Raw genomic sequence first — 17028 nt, forward strand, 5'->3', positions numbered from 1 at the left:
TGGAGATTGAAGGATAAGGAAAAAACCTATAACCTAATTATTTATTACTTAATTTCTAAGACCTGACAACTGATAACGGGTTACGGATTAACAATTCTAACTGGCGCACCATCGACGAGAAGATTTTGCCCTTGAATGACAACAGATTCTTGAGCTTTAACGCCACTCATAATTTGTTGTCGGGTAATGCCTTTAATTCCTAGCTTCACCTGTCGCTGTTCGACAATACCTTTTCCATTGACAACGAAAACATAAGGAGTTTGGTCGCGATAGACTACTGCATTGAGAGGAAAGACGACAGCATTGGGTTCTTCTTTTACAGCAATCCAAGTCAAAACTCGTTCGCCATGTTGAATATTAGAAGTAGTTTCTGGAAATAAACGAATTGTAGCTTCGATCGCCCGTCCTCCAGGACTAATAGCAGGATTAACGGCAAAAACTTCACCTTTAGCTTGAGCGTTGTCAATAAAAGTTTCTAGTTGGGTATCGCTATAGGCAAATTCAGGATTAGTGATATTTGCTGTCCCTATTGACTTTTGAATATTTCTTTCTGAAGCCACAAAAGCGGTTTGTCCCGTATTGACTCTTTCTCCATTAGACCTCGCTAGATCGACAATCACTTCATATTGATTGGGATCGATAATTACCATCGGAATGCGATCGAGAATTCCTTGATAGTCTCCCCCCAATTGAGAGGAAACGATTTGTGGCGAGTAATATTCTCCTTCGGTGATGTTGAGATAGGCAACGATGCCGTCAAAAGGTGCGTAAAGACTTGCTCCTTCTAGGGCTACTTCAGTTTGAGTTAATCTCGCTTCGGCTGTAGTAATTGCCGATTGAGTTGCTTCATATTGTTTCTGGGCAGCCTCGACCTGTGCTTGTGCCGAGCGCACTTGTTCTTGGGCAGCAGCAACCTCAGCTTGAGAGGCAGCAACGTTTGCCTCTGCATCCCTTGCCGTAGTGACGCGACTGTCAAATTCGCTTTCAGAAATTGCCCCTTCTTCGACTAGTAAACGATAACGTTCTAGATTGGTTTGAGCGAGATTACGGTTGGTTTGGGCTTTCTCTACTTGTGCCTGGGCTTGCTGTACCTGAGAACGAGCCTGTGCTACCTGAGTTTGAGCTTGTACTACCTCAGCAGCAGCAGCAGCACGATTTTGTTGAGCTTCGGCGATCGCTGCTTTTGCCTGACTTACATCGGCTAATAGTTGGCGATCATCAACGCGAGCAAGTAGTTCTCCTTTATTAACACGATCGCCTTCCCGCAGTCTTCTACCATTGCGCTCAGCTAAATAGGTAACGTCTCCCTCTACTTCAAAAGCTAGATGTTTGTAGTTAACGGCTCGAACAGTACCTTCACTGGAAACCCAGGCGCGAATCGGCTCAGTTTGCGCTTTGGTTGTCCGTACCGAAAGACTGGCATTCTGGTTAGTAGTAGCAGTTTCTTCAGTAGGATTCGACCAAGGGCGAACCACTGCAATACCGCCTACTATTAGCACACCTAACAGGGCTAACCACCAATATTTTTTAAAAGCTGTTTTGATTTTATGATCAGCTTGAGAATGTTCGTCAGCCTTCTCGTTCTCTGAATGCTTTGGAGGAGGTAATGTTGTTTGGTGAATAGATTTAGCAGGATCTATATTATCTTTATTTTCAATCGCCTTATTTGGCGGACGAGTCAAATCGGAGAATTCTTTAGAACTTGTTTGGTTGGATGAATTTTGCTGTAACGACATTAAATAGGTGAAGGTAATGAAATAATTTAGTTACTAATCAGGCAATCATAAAAACGCAGCATTAATAATTAGCATAGCTAGATGGAAAAGAGCTTTTTATCTTTCTAAGGTTTGAGATAAGTTACTAACCATAGACAGGAGTTTCAACAAGGTGAATTATTGTCGAGGCGATCGCCAATAGTCCCGATAGGAAAATATAGTAGGTTCTCTCATTATTTTTCTTTCTAGTTTTTCAAGGCTTTTTCTAGGATTTTGTATCTCTTTTCAAGATCTTTTTTATCTAATTCTTCTGAAATCGCTTGCTGACTATTGCGCCGAATCATCTCGGTATGACGCAATAGTGTGGCACGCTCTTTTCGAGTTGGCGTATAATGAGCGACAGTTGCGATTGCTTCTAACAAACGAATAGTGACTGCAACATCACTTTTACCATACTGTCGAATTTGGTTGAAGGCAGTATTCACTAATCCTGCAAACGTTACTCGCTTGGCAATAACGCGAAGATTGCCCTGGTCATCGTAACGGTAAGGAGAAGGAAAATCTCTTTGAGCGAGGTGGGACAATCCCGCACTGAGGCGATCAATGCAGCGAATGGCAGTAAACGGATCGTTAACGGCGGGAGAAATGGCACGTAGGGCAATCTCAACCAATTGCTCGAGCGGAAATTCTACGTCCTGTTGCTCAGTTCGTTCTTTACCTAGAATAAAAGCATCGTGAAGCTTTTTGACAAGTTTGCGAGTAATTCGTTCTCTGGGATATACAATCATCAACTCGTTACCTTTGACGACAAATTTTCCAGGTCGATAATTGAGGTGTAAGACTAAATCGTGTTTACAAGCAAGCTTTATTAATTCTTCATCGTCGATCGCTTGCAAATATCCGCTACTCGTCGCTTTTACTCCATAAGTATTCAAGTCAAAATCGGCTGGTATATCTTCCACTGCCGATCGAGTTTGAGACGCACCTCGTCCAAGTTTTTCGGGAAAAAGGCGATCGATGGCGCGATCTAGCTCTTTACTAGTATCGGAAATAACGTGAGACACTTGAATAATTGTAGATGCATGATGGATAAAGTAAATTAAGACACCAATGCTAGCGATCGCGAGTAGTAAACCCACTGTAACGGAAAGCTGCGGTACAAAGGAATTGTAATCGTCTCCATCTCCACGGATGGTTCGTAGTACCAGCAATGAATAAATAAACGTGCCAATAAAAGTACCGAGGACGATTTGATTGCCAGTATCCTGCATAAAATTACGCAGCAGTCTAGGACCGAAATTAGAAGAAGCCAACTGAAGTGCCACAATGGTAATCGAAAAGGCGGTAGCAGCAATGCCGATGGTAGAACTAGCAACCGATGAAAGTACCTCACGCGCTCCATTTGCTCCTCCCGTGTAAATCCAACCCCATTTCTCAATTGAGCCATAATAGCCTTGGCGATCGAGCCACAGCATAGTGAAGGCAAGCGCGATCGCTGTTAATGCAAAGATGGTCGGTACAAACCAATAACTTGAGTGAAGCGAGTCCCAGATCTTAGTGAGTTTGATATTATTCATGATTATTCATTGGTTGTTTATGGCTGTTTGTGATTGCCATTACCATCATTTCTAGAAGCTCGCATTTGCGCTAATTGTTTGAGAGAATCACTGATACGACGAGTTTTTGGGGCTTGCTGATTACCTGCGGGCCAACCTTCCCTTTGACGAGAGCGATGGCCATCTGTTTCTTCGGTTTGGTCGTGAAATAAGATCTGTTGGGTGGGAAAAGGTAGATCGATTCCGTTAGCCGTTAGTTTATTTTTAATCGCTGTCAAAACTCGATCGGTCGATTTGAGGTCATCTGCTCGTCTTGGGGGTTTAATCCACCATCGAGCGCGAATATTAACGGTGCTTTCGGCTAAATCTATTACTAGTACGTCAGGTACAGGCTTTCTCAGGACTGTATCCACGCTCTCAAGTGCTTCTATAATTAATTGCTTGGCGCGCTCAAGGTCATCGCCATAACCAATACCCACATCGTATTCTATTCGACGGGCATCAAAAGCCGTATTAACTGTCACCGAATTGATAAATAGCTCGGAATTAGGAATTACTATGCGACGACCATCATAAGTTCTAATTGTTGTCGCACGAGTTTCGATGTTTTCTACCGTTCCCTCAAAGTCGTTAAAGACAATTTGATCGTCAATTTGAAACGGTTCGGTCAACAGAATTAAAATACCTGCCAGAAAATTTTGCAAAATGTCACGAAAGGCAAAACCAATGGCAACACCACTAATTCCTAGTAGTTGGATTAAATCTCCTGCTCTAAATGTAGGAATGACAATTGACAAAGCGACAAACAAACCAATGAGAATGACCGCTCCCTGAGCTAATCGTCCCAAGACCATGCCCAGATTTCTCGCTTGTCGATGTCTGCGAGTAAGGCGTTTGACTATCATCTTCAGCCATCTGGCAGCGAAAAAAAACGCGATAAAAACGATCGCTGCTAAGACCATATTGGGCAGCATGATAATGAAACCATCAATTGATCCCTTAATTTTCCCCCATGCTACTGCAATTGATTTTTGAAAACTCATGTGATTTTATGATAATTTTGACGAAGTGCAAGCAGGCTTAGCCATCTCACGGTGTATTACCTTGCACTTGTTTTGAGCAAATATTGATTACTATAATCAAAAAAAATGTTTTTTCAACCTATCTCTGGTTAGGAAAATATAGTCGTACAAAATGTTATATCGTTTCAGTTTTTAATTAATACAGATGACTGACTGGGTGACTGGAAGAAATTATTTGTCTTAAATATTTTCTTAACTGATATTAGTTATACGATTTATCAAAAGTAACGACAGACTTGGTTCAAAGTCAGAAATTAAAAGTCAAAAGTCATTACTATATTTTTGCAAGCTTGAATTCGTTCACGAGTCATTTATTTCTGAACGACGATCAGACAAAGCTTGTATTTCGCTCCGCAAAGCTTTAATTTCGGTATGTAGCGCATCTATGGATTTAGCACCTGCTAACTCAGCTTCATTATCTTCGGCATCGCGACCAACAAAAAATGTGGCAAGCACTGCCGTCACGTAACCAAATACGGCAAAAGCATACAGTGCCAGAATCAAACAAAGAATACGTCCTTCTGGGGTTTGAGGCCAGTATTCCGAACCCATAGTTGTCATTAGCATCGCCGTCCACCATAATGCTGTACCATAGTCGTTCAAACCGCTTCCATCTGGGGTATCGCTTTCAAAGGCATACATTCCTGCTGCACCGACTAAAATAATAGCTAGTGTGAGCATCACCACATAGCCAAAACCACGACGACCCATACTAGCACCAAGTGCGCTCATACCTCGATTGGTGCGCGTCAAAACACGAATTAAATTTAGTCCGCGAGTCGCCCGTAACCCTTGTAAAAAGCGGACAAATCGGGCGATTCTCAAGATTCTCAGTGCTGGAATCATAAGCGCGATCGCACTGAGCCAATTGCTTTTGAGGTAAACTAACTTGCGAGGAGCAAGAGTAAATGTCAGTGCAAAGTCGAGAATAAAAATTATCCAAATGACTGTGCCGAGTGTTTGCAGTAAGGGATTTAAACCGAGAGTTAATTCAACAACAAACAGCACCAGCCATACCCAGGCTAGTACTATCATTGGCAAATCCAACCAATCTTCAAGCTTTTGTAGAATTTCTCGCCGTTCTCGAGCGAGTATTTGTTTTTCCGACGTTTCCATTACTAACACCTACGCTGTAACTACTAGTGTCTGCGGTGCGACGTGTTTAATTCGAGTCATTAACCAAGAAATTTGTTGTTTTGTTTCACCATCAAGCTTTTCGCAAACTGTTTCGAGTTCTTTATCCCGCAAAGCTCTTGCTGCCTGGAATAAAACTATCCAGCACAAATAAACTTCATTTGCCATCAACCATAAATCGTGAAGATCGCGCAGTAAAGCTAAACTACCACTACGCGTTTCTTCAAATAGCGTTGTAGTAAGTCGCTCTGGTTCTTCACTTTTTTCTTCCGAATAGCGCTCAACAAACGGTTTAAGTACCTGAACGTGTTGCTGCGACAAAGACGACAGTAACATACAAGTTTGACAGACATCTAGTTCCTCGCCGTGGTGTTGGGCGATCGCTATAAAGGCATCGGCAAGCTGTTGCTCGCTATAGTGAACCAGTCCCAAATAATTTCCTAAGTGCATTTTTTATTACTCGCTAATTTTACGAATCCGAACGATTGAGCGCTGAAGATATTTAGCCAACAGCATTCTTACCAAATCGGTAGTCGCTCGATTTTTCGTAGAGTCAAATCTAGGTAAGTGTAATTCGCCTTTGGGACTATTTTTCGTCCGAAATATCCTGTATCTCCATCGTGTGTGTGTGAGCCGCTAATTTTAGCAATGTAATGTCCCTGTTGCTTGGCTCGATTAAACGGGGAACTTACTGTTATAGACCAGCGCGATGGAAAGACAAACTCAGGAATATCTTCGATCCAATCTCTCGTCCCTTGTAAATGATAAACGCGCTCGGCAGCATCAAACCCTTCGCCACCAGAAAAAGCGCCCCCGACAGAAACAACAAAGATGCGAGCATTTAACCATTGATCGAGATAATCGGCTGCACCAAGTGCGATTTGAGCGCCACCGCTAGTTCCAATGAGAATTAGTTTGAGGGGTTGAGAGGAAGAAGTGGGAATTGAATTTACTGCCTGCATTCTTTCGAGCGTTGCACTGGCAATTCCTCGATTATATACGGGGCCGTAGCGATCGTCGATCGAAATGGCAAACCTCCAAAGGTTGCGAATTTTAATTAAGATGTCGGCATTTTTCGACCACCCCTTTCCACCTTCTGCAAAACGCCACAAAGGAGACAATAAGCGTTCGGCTCCAAGACTTTTGTTAGCTGCCGAGTAAGGAAAGACATCTCGGACGGAGACACAGTCAGGATGCTTTTTTAGCAAACGATCTAAAAATTTTTCTTCTCCTGGAGTTAATTGATTGGTTGAATAGTCCCCCACTCCTGTGTAAAAAACAATGTAGCAATCGATCTTTGTAGAGTTAGTGTCAGAATTGGGAATTTTGCTCGAAGGTAAGTTTTTGAAACGATTTTTCCGCTCGCTCATTAATTCTAAATCTTGATTCACCCACCATACTAGTGTGCCAACTGGTGCCAGAGTTCCCCAAATCAACAGGATCGCTCCGGCTAACAGTAATAATTTCCAAGTCGTACCACCGAGCCATGAAAGAAGTTTTCCAACTATCCGAAACATAGTAGTGCCGCTACGCGAATTTCCCGAACTAAGGATAGATTTCCCGAGCCATCACAGTTGCATAATCTGTGTTTATAACTTTATAGATTGAATCATTTTATAATCGATCTGTCATCTATCTTCAGTGGCAAAAAGTCGAAAACATGGCAAAAAGTCGAAAACAAGGACTATGGAAAACACTTATTAAGGCGTTGAGTTTGCAAGCTGAGTTTTATGAGAATGTTCGCAATAATTCTCAAGCTAGACGAATAGCTTTAAATATTGTGACTTTGGCAGCTTTGTCTCATACTTTGGGAAGTGGAGTTATTTTAGCGATCGAGCGTGTTTCGTTTCCCTATCTGCTACCGAGTCTTATTATCAATTTTTTGAGTGTCTCGATCGGATACTACATTTGGACTTGGGTTATTTGGAAATTGGGACAGTGGTTAAAGCCGATCGAGCCAACTTATGGAGATTTGGCGATTCCGATTGGTTTTGCTTATGCACCGCAAACGCTCAATTTTTTGACTCTTATTCCATTATTAGGAAGACCAATTCAACTAATTTTGGCTGTTTGGAGTTTATTAGCTGTCATTGTTGCGGTTCGACAGGGACTAGATCTAAGTACTTTCCGTTCTGCGATTGTCTGTGTAATCGGCTGGACTTTAATTCAATTAGCAATTGGTTTCATCCAAATTCAAACTACATCATTCAATTTTTCGTAAGGGCAATCGATGAGATAGACAAGACACGACCGATAACTCCCAAATTTATTTATGGCGATGGTTGTAGATATGTATTGAATTTAACTTCATCAATGGCGTGATCGTATTTAACCGCAGATATATTCGGTTTGTATAAATTTTGATAGACAAGCGATACCTTAAAGCTATCGAGTCAAAAATACCTATTTCTTCTTCGGTTAGACGCGATTGCACCGACAAAAATTTAATAATAAATAGAAACATAACAACAACTATGAGTATTTCACTAAAAGGGGTAGGAATTGTACTCTCAATCTTGCTATTTCCTGCCGCAATCGTCCCCCTTCCTACTCTAGCAGCTCAAAATATTGAAGTTACTTATGAAATTTTTGAAAGCTCAATTTCTATAAAAGAATTGGAACGATTTGCTAAAGATGGAAAAACTGAAGGAAGTATAGCTGCTTTTGCTGGTAATCTCGATTCGCAACAACTAACCGATCTGCGCCGTCTTCTGTTAAGACCAATTAAGTTAACTTCAGTAGAAGTTTCTCAGTTTTTTAACACGCCAATTGGAGAAAATATATTAAAGAGAGTCGCACAAATCATTCAAACTGAATCTGGTCGTGCGGATTTTTATGCGATTCGTTCCGCTTTAATCTTGGCAGCAGCAGAACAACCACAAGGTTTTACCATCCTTGATATACTACAAAAATATCCAATTAACAGCATTGAGATCGATTTAGCGCGAGGTCTAGAACTTTCTGAGCAATTGCAAGCATTGAGAGAACAAACAGAGCAAGCGATCGCACTTATATCCCAACAGTCTGCCACCGCAGCCACAAAACAACAGCAAATCGATTTTTCCAAGTTGCCAGATTTGCATTTACCAGGAAGTTTTAGCTGGACTGTACAAACTTTGAAACTCGACGATCGAGAGCGCAAGCGTACTTTTTTTGCCGATCTTTATCTTCCCCAAACTCAAAAGCAGAGTAAAAAAACTACTTTTCCTGTAATCGTCATCTCTCACGGTTTGGGTTCAGATCGCAATAGCTTTAAATATTTAGCACAGCGACTAGCTACTTATGGCTTTGCCGTTGCTGTTCCCCAACATCCCAACAGCGATGCCGAGCAATTACAATCGTTATTTACTGGTCGCACTAATGTAGTAACCGAACCTCAAGAGTTTATCGATCGCCCTCTAGATGTCAAATATTTACTCGATGTTTTAGAAACCCGCGAGCGCGCCAATCCCCGCTTACAACTGGATCTGCAACAGGTGGGAATTATCGGTCAATCCTTTGGTGGCTACACGGCACTAGCTTTAGCAGGTGCATCTCTAAATTTCGAGCGACTTCAACAAGATTGTAATGATACCAATACTTTTTTAAACATATCTTCCTTACTTCAGTGTCGGGCGTTAAAGTTACCCCGACTTCAATATAATTTACGAGATCCGAGAATTAAAGCAGCGATCGCCATCAATCCAATTACCAGTAGTGTTTTTGGTCAAACTGGATTAAGTCAAATTGAAATTCCAGTGATGATCGTCTCTAGTAGCAACGATTTGGTAGCACCAGCCTTGCCAGAACAAATTCAACCCTTTAGCTGGCTGACAACACAAGATAAGTATTTCGTGCTGATAAAAGGCGGAACTCACTTTAGCACGATCAAAGAATCGAATTCTAACCCAGATCCGATTGATATACCTTCTGAATTTCTTGGTGAGGGTGGTGAGATTGCCCGCCGTTATCTCAAGACATTAAGTGTCGCTTTTATGACCACCTATATCGCAGATTCTCCCCAATTTCGACCTTATTTAACTGCCGAATATGCCAAAATCATCAGTCAATCACCTTTGCCTCTTCAATTGGTGCGATCGCTATCCTTGACATCCTCTACTTCCGTCGCCAACTAGAAAAAATAGCTATTTCGACAGAGGAAAAACTAGCAAGATTGAGAAAAAATGATGATTAAGGATATTAATCTTAGGCAAAAAGGGCATAAATTTTTAGAGAAAAAACATCTTTAAACGCTTAACTATCAGCAAAATGATCACTCTAAAGCGATCGCCATCCGTATAAAGACAAAATCAACAGAAAAGAGGAAATTAAATTATGTCAAAGTATCGTTCAATTCCCTGGAAAACTATACTCAATAGTGCTTTAGGCTTATCTTTATTAGCACTACCGTTTTTTCCCATTGTTAAAAGTAGCAGTTATTTTCAAGCAACTGCTCAAGAAACAGAGCCAAGAGTTACTCCAGAAGAAATTACAGAACAAACCAAAAAACTTATCGGTAAAACGGTTACAGTTAGAGGTGCAGTTGAAGAAGTTCAATCTAACTCGGTTTTCGCCCTTGCCGATGAACTATATTTTGGTGGAGAACAAGTTTTGGTAATCGATCGTTCTGGAGAACTGCCTGCACTTCCAGAAGATGGCACTCAGGTGCAAGTAACAGGTAGAGTAGACAGAGTAATTACATCTAATACCGTAGAAAATCAAGATTTAGACTTATCTCCTGATGTCGTTACCCTTTATAAAGATCGACCAGCAATTATTGCTGAATCGATTATTTTATCTCCCAATGCTAGTGAGGTGACTGAAAATCCTCAAAGTTACTACAATCGACCAGTTGTAGTTAAAGGAAAAGTTGAAGAAGTTTTAGCAGATAATACTTTTACTTTGTCTGAATATAATTTGAAAGGAGGTAAAGATCTATTAGTATTAAGCGTTGCTTCTCAACCAACTCCTACGATAGATGCAGAAATTTTTGCCAGAGGTCGTGTTCGTCCTTTGAATGTAGCCGAGTTGGAAAGAGATTACAATCTAAATTTAAATTCCGCTCTTACTGAGAGACTTGAATCAGAGTATTCTCAGCAAGCTGTATTGGTTATCGATAATATTGCCCCTGCACAAATCGACTTATCCGAGCCGAGAATCGATACGGAATAATTTTAAAGAACTCTCATTATATCTCATTATACTTCTTCTTTTGAGATCCAACTGAGCAATCCTAGAGAGTTAAGACTACCAAAAAAATGTGCGCCCAAAATATTAAACTGCGCCAAGATTAATAATAAGTCTGCGCTTCTTACTACGTTTTCTCTTTTATATACAGCAACTCCTTGAGGTCTGGAGATCGCATCGGCGACCAAAGTAACTAGACTAATCTCTGAAGCGATAAAAGCCAACAATAAACCTACTAAACTTGTTAATAAACCGATACGGAGAAACCAAATAATTTCTGTCCTACTAGGTTGTGTATCTGGATTAACCCGCTGTAATTGTTTGGCTAGTTGGCGGTAACGATAAGCCCAATAAACACTAAAACCTAAAGCAATCAAGCTAAAGACAGCAATAAAAATACCTACACCAGTACCATTATTGGTTGCGCTACGACTAAAAAAGACGAGCAAGAGCGTAATTCCTGATATAGAACCCAGGAGTATATGAATCCAATAGCTGATACGGCTTAAAATGCGAAAAGTATTGGCAAATTTGCTTTTATCGGGTAATTTTGATGTTACTGATTTATTCATGTTTTTACGTAAAAGATTTATTCCCGTGTAATCCAGTTAAGTAGTCCCAAAGAATTAATAGCTCCTAATGTATGTGCGCCCAAAATTGTGATGTTGACAAAATCTAAAAATAAATCGGCTGTTTCAATTGCCTGTTGTGGCTCGTATACTCTTCCTCCTTGTGGTTGAGCGATCGCTTCAGCAATAATAGTTACTACCGTAGTTTCAGAAGCTAAAAAAGCTAAGATTAACCCCAATAAACTTACTGACAAACCGATACGTAAAACATTAATTATCTCTGCTCTTTCTGGTTGCACAGTGAGATTGGTAGATAGCTGTTTTGCCAGGCGACTATAACGCCAATCCCAAAAGATTCTAAATCCCAAGACAATTAGACTAGCCACAGTCAGAATAATACTAGCTTTGATCGCTGCATTGTTTGCAGGTGCGCCCAATCTTCGACTAAATATTATTAATCCTAAAATAATCCCTGAAGTTACACCTAGAATTAAATGAACCCAATAACTAATTTGTGCTAAGAGGCGAAAAATATTAGCAAATTTATGTTTTGGGGGGATAGAAGTGGAATTCATCAATTTTTTTTTAGATACTAACTATTTAAGATCTTGTAAAATTTTAGATTTTTTTGACTCTACCATAAGACTTAAAAGTATTTATAGCAATCGTCTATGATTTCTTACTTTTAGTAGTTAAACAAAATGACCTGGTCACTGTCCATATATTCAAATCAAAAATTAATCATACTTTTAATAGATAAAAAAAGAAATTTAATTAACTAATATTTAAAAGCAAAAAGCATTACTATAGCTGAGTCAAAATAATGAATAATCAAGCTGATAAATTTAAGTTTTTAAATTCTAGATTCAATTAGCACCTGATGAAGCTAAGGAACGAAACTTGGGTGTCGTCAAAATTGAAGAAGATAGCGAAGTTTATCTTAATTAATTTTAGTAATGGACAAGAAGTTAAATTATGAAAAGTCCTAGTGATCTCATCATTAATTTTATTATAGCGATCGCCTGTGTATTTTTAGCTTACGCTTTGGGCAGAATGTTTTTGAGGGTGATTAAAGTTCCTCAAGTGGAAACAGAAAATGATTTTGAATCGCAGCTATATATTCCCCAAAATATCTCTCTGAAACTATAGTTGGCTCGGCGTAAATGGTTTTTTTACCCAAGATCTAGGTTTTTAGAGATAAATAAAGCGATCGCGATCATCATTTTTGACACATGAAAAACATAGTTCACAAACTTAAATATCCTACTTTAGGAATAGTAGGTGCGATTGCCTTGCTGACAATCTGGAGTTTTATTGAACCTCGCATCCTGAACACGGAAACTGAAACTGCTAATATTCCTAATCTGCCAACTTCTTGGCAAGACAAACAAATTGGTCAAATCTCAGATTTTCAAATCGGATTGTGGGGCGACAATCGCGGTACTGTTCGTCACAGTGTTGCCAAACTCATAGAAACTAAACCTGCCGTGACATTAATTAGTGGTGATTTTATTTATCATCCAGGCTCTAATGCTCAACCAGAAATTGAAACAGCAGTCGATTTAGTCCGCCCCTTGGCGAAAGCTGGTATTCCTACTTATGCAGTGTTGGGTAATCATGATTACGGCATGAGTAGTAGATCTGCACAGCCTAATTTAAAATTAGCCAATCGTTTGGAAACAGCTTTAGAATCTGCTGGTATTCAAGTATTAAAAAACGAGGCAGTAAAACTACAACTGCCGAATAGCAGCAAGCCATTATATTTAGTTGGAGTGGGTTCGCTATGGGCAAATCGGGATAATGTGCAGCAGGCATTAAGGGATGTACCAAATGACAGTCCACGAATCGTGATGATGCACAATCCAGATACTTTTGAACAGTTTCCTGTAAATTCAGCCCCTTTTGCTGTGGCAGGACATACTCATGGAGGACAGGTGCGAGTTCCAGGTTTACCTCAATGGTCGTGGTTGAGGTTTACGCAGCAGGATAAAGTTTATGCCGACGGCTGGGCAAGAGGCTTTGGTGAACCTGGTAATCAACTTTATGTTAATCCTGGTATCGGCATGAGTATTGCGCCTATACGCTTATTCTGCCCCCCAGAATTAACCTTTTTTACTCTTCAGGCAGCTTGATCCTAACTGACTCTCCTGAACCAGGTGAAATCGCTGCCAATCCCAGTCAATATTACGGACAAACTCTTGCCGTTACAGGAGAAGTAGAAAATATCTATGGTACAAATACATTTACTCTTGATGAAGATGAGCTATTTGGAGGACAAGATTTATTGGTAGTAGTAAATAATCCCAATAATGCAGCCATACAAGAAGATACAACAGTTGCGGTGACAGGAGAATTACGCCCTTTTGTCACTGCCGATCTTGAAAGAGATTATGAGCTAACTTGGGATCTTGATGTACAAAACCAATTAGAAGCAGAATATTCCCAAAGACCAGTTTTAGTTGTCGAGCAAGTTTATCCTTCGGCTATTCCTGAAGCAGCAAAATAACCAACTGTGTTTCTTCATTTAGTTATATAGCGTTGTGTTGATCGCTTTTAGACAAATCATATATAGCGATCGCACATATATCCAACTTATGTCATCGATTTGACATAGGGCGTGTTAATCGCTTTCACCAAAATGACATAAAGCGATCGCATCAATGTCAAACTTGAGTCATGACCAAGACATATTAGCTAGATAGATTGTTTTTAATACTAGCATTGTGAAAAATAACCTATCAACCTAATAAATATGAATGATACCAATCAAATACCACAAAGTTTTGAATATACGCTTTTAAATGAAGAAACAAAAATTATTATTGAGAAAAGAACATTAGAAATCAAAAATTTAATGCGTCTTACTGCTGAAAATATTATTGATATTGGACAAAAATTAACAGAAGTAAAAGAACAGTTAGAGCATGGTACTTTTCAAATCTGGTTGAGAACAGAATTTGAATGGAGTGAACAAACTGCTCGACAGTTTATGCAAGTATATCGTTGGTCAGAAACTATTGAAAACAAAAATTTTGTGTTTTCACAGCTAGGCACATCTGCACTATATTTATTAGCTGCCCCTTCAACACCTCCTGAAGCAAGACAAGAAATTTTGAATTTAGTTGAGATAGGGGAAAAGATTACCTACACTCGTGCCAAAGTTGTTGTTGATCGCCATAAGCAGACAGCTTTAGCTCCTGTACAGGAGAAACAAGACAAAGTAAAGGACATTAAAATTCTTAACACAATGGCTAAAACCGATTCCACATTAAAACCATCTTCAAATCAATTATTTCGCCTAGAAACTGAGGATTTAGGTTGTATAGTAAGGCTATATCAAGCCGATGAATTAGAATCAACCACAGAATTAACTGTAGGAGCAACCGTTAAAATTAAAGTTGGTCATAGGCAAGGACAAATAGCCAAAATAACTGCAATCATGACCGACTCACAATTGTCAGAAGTTGAGAGTGCAAAAACCAAAGCATCTTCTTTTCGTAAGTCTGAAACCAGTAATATTATTATTCGCACTATTGACGAAGTCGAAGCACTACACGAAAATGAGCATTTAATTGTTAGCTATGGTAATGTTTTTCTTACTGCTGAAGGAAATCCTGATATTTTATCGGCTTTCATCAAACAGTTACAAACTAATACTATGTTTGTTAAACATATATTCGAGCAGGTTTTAAATCAAAACACACAAGCTCAACTATAAACAAATCAATTTCGCAGGACGACGCATCTAAATCCATTTGAGTTTTGATTCAATTAAGGAGTTTATTTCTAAGTACAAATACCGCCTTAGAGGTCAACTAATTTGACCATAAGGTGATGATGGAATTATTACCAATGTAGATGCTGCGTTCTTCAACAAATGGGGTCTTTAGCCATCTCGCCTGGTGAAGCTATAGTGCTGCCGTGTCTGTGTGGGTGATGTGCGTGGTTTTTAGTCATGCTTCTACAAGCTCTTGACGTAAGTGGGTTCTATCGCTCTTTAATGAGGGATAATTGATTATCTTCCTATTTTTTCGCTAAAAATCAATATCAATTTTTGAAGCAGGACTATTTTCCTGAGAACTAAGAACATGCGTATAGACAGCAGTAGTTTTAGGATCGCTATGTCCCAAAAAGTCCTGAACCTCCCGCAAAGAAGAACCATTTTGAAGACTCAAAGTCCCTGCGGTGTGACGTAGACTGTGGGGAGAAAGGCTACGTTCAAAATCGCTATGTTTCAAACCACACTTGGACAAGTAACTATCGACAATATGACCAATCCCTCTTCTAGACAAGCGTTGAGCGTAACGACGATTAGATAAGGAAATAAGTAAGGGAGAGGTTGAAGTTAACTTTTCTTTAGCCCTTATGCGAGCTTGACGATACTGAGCTATTTCCGATCCCAAGTCAGGGCGTAAAATAACGGTTCGGATACTGTTTTTGCCATCAAGCTTAAGATAATACTGACCGCCCGATTCGCTAAGATCGCCCAAATTAGCTCGATACATTTCGATGCTACGACAGCCTTGGAGTGCCATACAACCTAGTAAAATGCGATCGCGTAATACCTGTACTTTGGTAGTTTTATCTCCACGAATTTTCTAGGTAGGCGCAACGCTATCGAATAACTGCTGTAGTTCTTCTAAAGTCAAATAATTAATTGTGCTAGCAACTTCTCGCTTTTCCCTTGGTGCTTTCACTCCCGCAACAGGATTTTCCTTGACCAGTTTATCTGCCAAACAAGCAGTATAGAAATGCTTGATAGCTAAAAGAGATAAACGAATTGTCGGGGATGTTTTCGATTCATCGATTAATTGTTTGCGGTATTCAAGAATATTTTGTTGAGTAACCAAGGCTGGATAAAGTTCTCGCTCTTTACACCAATCAAGAAACTGAGCGACATGACTCTTATAGGTTTTAATCGTATCCACACTGGCATTGCCATCAGCAATAGTTAGGTTAAGATATTGCTCAAAACAGTGGAGCATCACACGGAGCGTAGGTAAAGTAGAGATAGTAGCGATTGCGGAGCTAGTCGAAGACATCGCCGTTCGACCGCCCCGTTCAAATCTACCTTTATTCAATCGTCGAATAGCCATCCCTTTTCCCTTTTCCCTTTTCCCAAATACGAAGCAATCTAAAACCCTCAAAAAAGTTTACTACGTAGAAGGTCTGTTATTTGCTCTAAAAGTTGTAAAATTGGTGAGTAATCAGAGCAAATTAGGGCATAATGCAGCTTGTATGTTCTCTCACCACAAGAAGCGCAGTTAAGGGATAAATTAGAGCATCAGGTACGGACGGGGTTCGTGCTTCGAGGCCAGGCACTGAGGACGATTAAGCGGTTAAAATTGTATCGCGATCGCTTTTCAGATTTTGAGTCTTATTGCGATGAAGTTTTTAAGTTTTTATTTAGTATAGAGCGGATATTTTTAGTTTTTGATGTATGATACATAATCTAAGCTTGAATAGTTTTCTAATTACTAAAATGAGTGAAAATCATGTCATGTTGATGGCTAAGTTTATCCATAGTCATCCCGAACCGCGGAAGGCGGTGAACGCAGGCTCCGCCTTTTTAAGGCGGAGTACCGTTCACTTCAGATGTTGCCTGCTAGAGTTTGGCGGACTCATTATGAGGATGAATGTAAACAGGAAAATAGAACTTATGCTTTTTCTGCTTTGAGGCAATATTCTTCTCTGGTCAGAATCCAAAAATCAAATCGATATCATCTCTATGGCTCGGCGAAGATTCCTGCTAAGGTCCATTGGTGACAAGTTAAGAGACTACGATGTTTGTCAACTAGTGTTGAGC

Annotated in this window: 17 protein-coding genes; 7 read left to right on the forward strand and 10 right to left on the reverse strand. The window is 39.9% G+C overall.

Annotated features, from left to right (window positions below):
* Window positions 1-80: 80 nt before the first annotated feature.
* From KME09_10625 to KME09_10650, 6 genes are all read right to left on the reverse strand, one after another.
* Complete coding sequence (locus tag KME09_10625) at window positions 81-1736, reverse strand: biotin/lipoyl-binding protein (GenBank protein MBW4534376.1); 1656 nt, start codon at window positions 1734-1736, stop codon at window positions 81-83.
* A gap of 224 nt (window positions 1737-1960) precedes the next feature.
* Entirely contained in the window at window positions 1961-3292 is a 1332-nt protein-coding gene (locus tag KME09_10630) for a DUF2254 domain-containing protein (GenBank protein MBW4534377.1), read from the reverse strand.
* Between the two features lie 17 nt (window positions 3293-3309).
* Complete coding sequence (locus KME09_10635; GenBank protein ID MBW4534378.1) at window positions 3310-4314, reverse strand: mechanosensitive ion channel family protein; 1005 nt, start codon at window positions 4312-4314, stop codon at window positions 3310-3312.
* A 339-nt stretch (window positions 4315-4653) separates the two neighbouring features.
* Window positions 4654-5469 carry a potassium channel family protein gene (locus KME09_10640; GenBank protein ID MBW4534379.1) on the reverse strand — a complete coding sequence of 272 codons (816 nt, stop codon included), beginning with the start codon at window positions 5467-5469 and terminating at the stop codon, window positions 4654-4656.
* A gap of 9 nt (window positions 5470-5478) precedes the next feature.
* Window positions 5479-5937: a hypothetical protein gene (locus KME09_10645; protein ID MBW4534380.1), complete on the reverse strand. Its 459-nt coding sequence runs from the start codon at window positions 5935-5937 to the stop codon at window positions 5479-5481.
* A 68-nt stretch (window positions 5938-6005) separates the two neighbouring features.
* Complete coding sequence (locus tag KME09_10650) at window positions 6006-7004, reverse strand: hypothetical protein (protein ID MBW4534381.1); 999 nt, start codon at window positions 7002-7004, stop codon at window positions 6006-6008.
* A gap of 143 nt (window positions 7005-7147) precedes the next feature.
* On the opposite strand from KME09_10650, the gene KME09_10655 reads away from it, so the two are divergent.
* The 3 genes from KME09_10655 to KME09_10665 all read left to right on the forward strand — a co-directional run bounded on the left by KME09_10655 (window position 7148) and on the right by KME09_10665 (window position 10638).
* Complete coding sequence (locus KME09_10655) at window positions 7148-7708, forward strand: YIP1 family protein (GenBank protein ID MBW4534382.1); 561 nt, start codon at window positions 7148-7150, stop codon at window positions 7706-7708.
* 253 nt (window positions 7709-7961) lie between these two features.
* Window positions 7962-9602, forward strand: a complete 1641-nt coding sequence (locus tag KME09_10660; protein ID MBW4534383.1) for an alpha/beta hydrolase — start codon at window positions 7962-7964, stop codon at window positions 9600-9602.
* 199 nt (window positions 9603-9801) lie between these two features.
* Complete coding sequence (locus KME09_10665; protein MBW4534384.1) at window positions 9802-10638, forward strand: hypothetical protein; 837 nt, start codon at window positions 9802-9804, stop codon at window positions 10636-10638.
* Between the two features lie 26 nt (window positions 10639-10664).
* On the opposite strand, the gene KME09_10670 is transcribed toward KME09_10665, so the two are convergent.
* Both KME09_10670 and KME09_10675 read right to left on the reverse strand, forming a co-directional pair.
* Entirely contained in the window at window positions 10665-11225 is a 561-nt protein-coding gene (locus KME09_10670) for a DUF3611 family protein (protein MBW4534385.1), read from the reverse strand.
* 17 nt (window positions 11226-11242) lie between these two features.
* On the reverse strand, window positions 11243-11797 hold the full coding sequence (locus tag KME09_10675) for a DUF3611 family protein (GenBank protein ID MBW4534386.1): 555 nt from the start codon (window positions 11795-11797) through the stop codon (window positions 11243-11245).
* 400 nt (window positions 11798-12197) lie between these two features.
* Here KME09_10675 and KME09_10680 point away from each other — a divergent pair, with 400 nt between their 5' ends.
* The 4 genes from KME09_10680 (at window position 12198) to KME09_10695 (ending at window position 14940) form a co-directional block, all read left to right on the forward strand.
* Window positions 12198-12371 carry a hypothetical protein gene (locus KME09_10680; GenBank protein MBW4534387.1) on the forward strand — a complete coding sequence of 58 codons (174 nt, stop codon included), beginning with the start codon at window positions 12198-12200 and terminating at the stop codon, window positions 12369-12371.
* Between the two features lie 83 nt (window positions 12372-12454).
* Entirely contained in the window at window positions 12455-13354 is a 900-nt protein-coding gene (locus KME09_10685) for a metallophosphoesterase (protein ID MBW4534388.1), read from the forward strand.
* A complete protein-coding gene (locus tag KME09_10690) occupies window positions 13351-13728 on the forward strand; it encodes a hypothetical protein (GenBank protein MBW4534389.1) in 378 nt (125 codons plus the stop codon). The genes KME09_10685 and KME09_10690 overlap by 4 nt, the downstream gene beginning before the upstream one ends.
* Before the next feature lie 246 nt (window positions 13729-13974).
* Window positions 13975-14940: a DUF3102 domain-containing protein gene (locus KME09_10695; protein ID MBW4534390.1), complete on the forward strand. Its 966-nt coding sequence runs from the start codon at window positions 13975-13977 to the stop codon at window positions 14938-14940.
* Between the two features lie 316 nt (window positions 14941-15256).
* Here the strand turns inward: KME09_10695 and KME09_10700 are convergent, their stop codons facing one another.
* Window positions 15257-15757 (reverse strand): tyrosine-type recombinase/integrase, encoded by a 501-nt coding sequence (locus tag KME09_10700; protein MBW4534391.1) that lies wholly within the window; start codon window positions 15755-15757, stop codon window positions 15257-15259.
* A gap of 63 nt (window positions 15758-15820) precedes the next feature.
* Entirely contained in the window at window positions 15821-16318 is a 498-nt protein-coding gene (locus tag KME09_10705; GenBank protein ID MBW4534392.1) for a phage integrase N-terminal SAM-like domain-containing protein, read from the reverse strand.
* Window positions 16319-17028: the final 710 nt, after the last annotated feature.

The sequence above is a fragment of the Pleurocapsa minor HA4230-MV1 genome, assembly GCA_019359095.1.
Taxonomy (GTDB): Bacteria; Cyanobacteriota; Cyanobacteriia; order Cyanobacteriales; family Xenococcaceae; genus Waterburya; species Waterburya minor.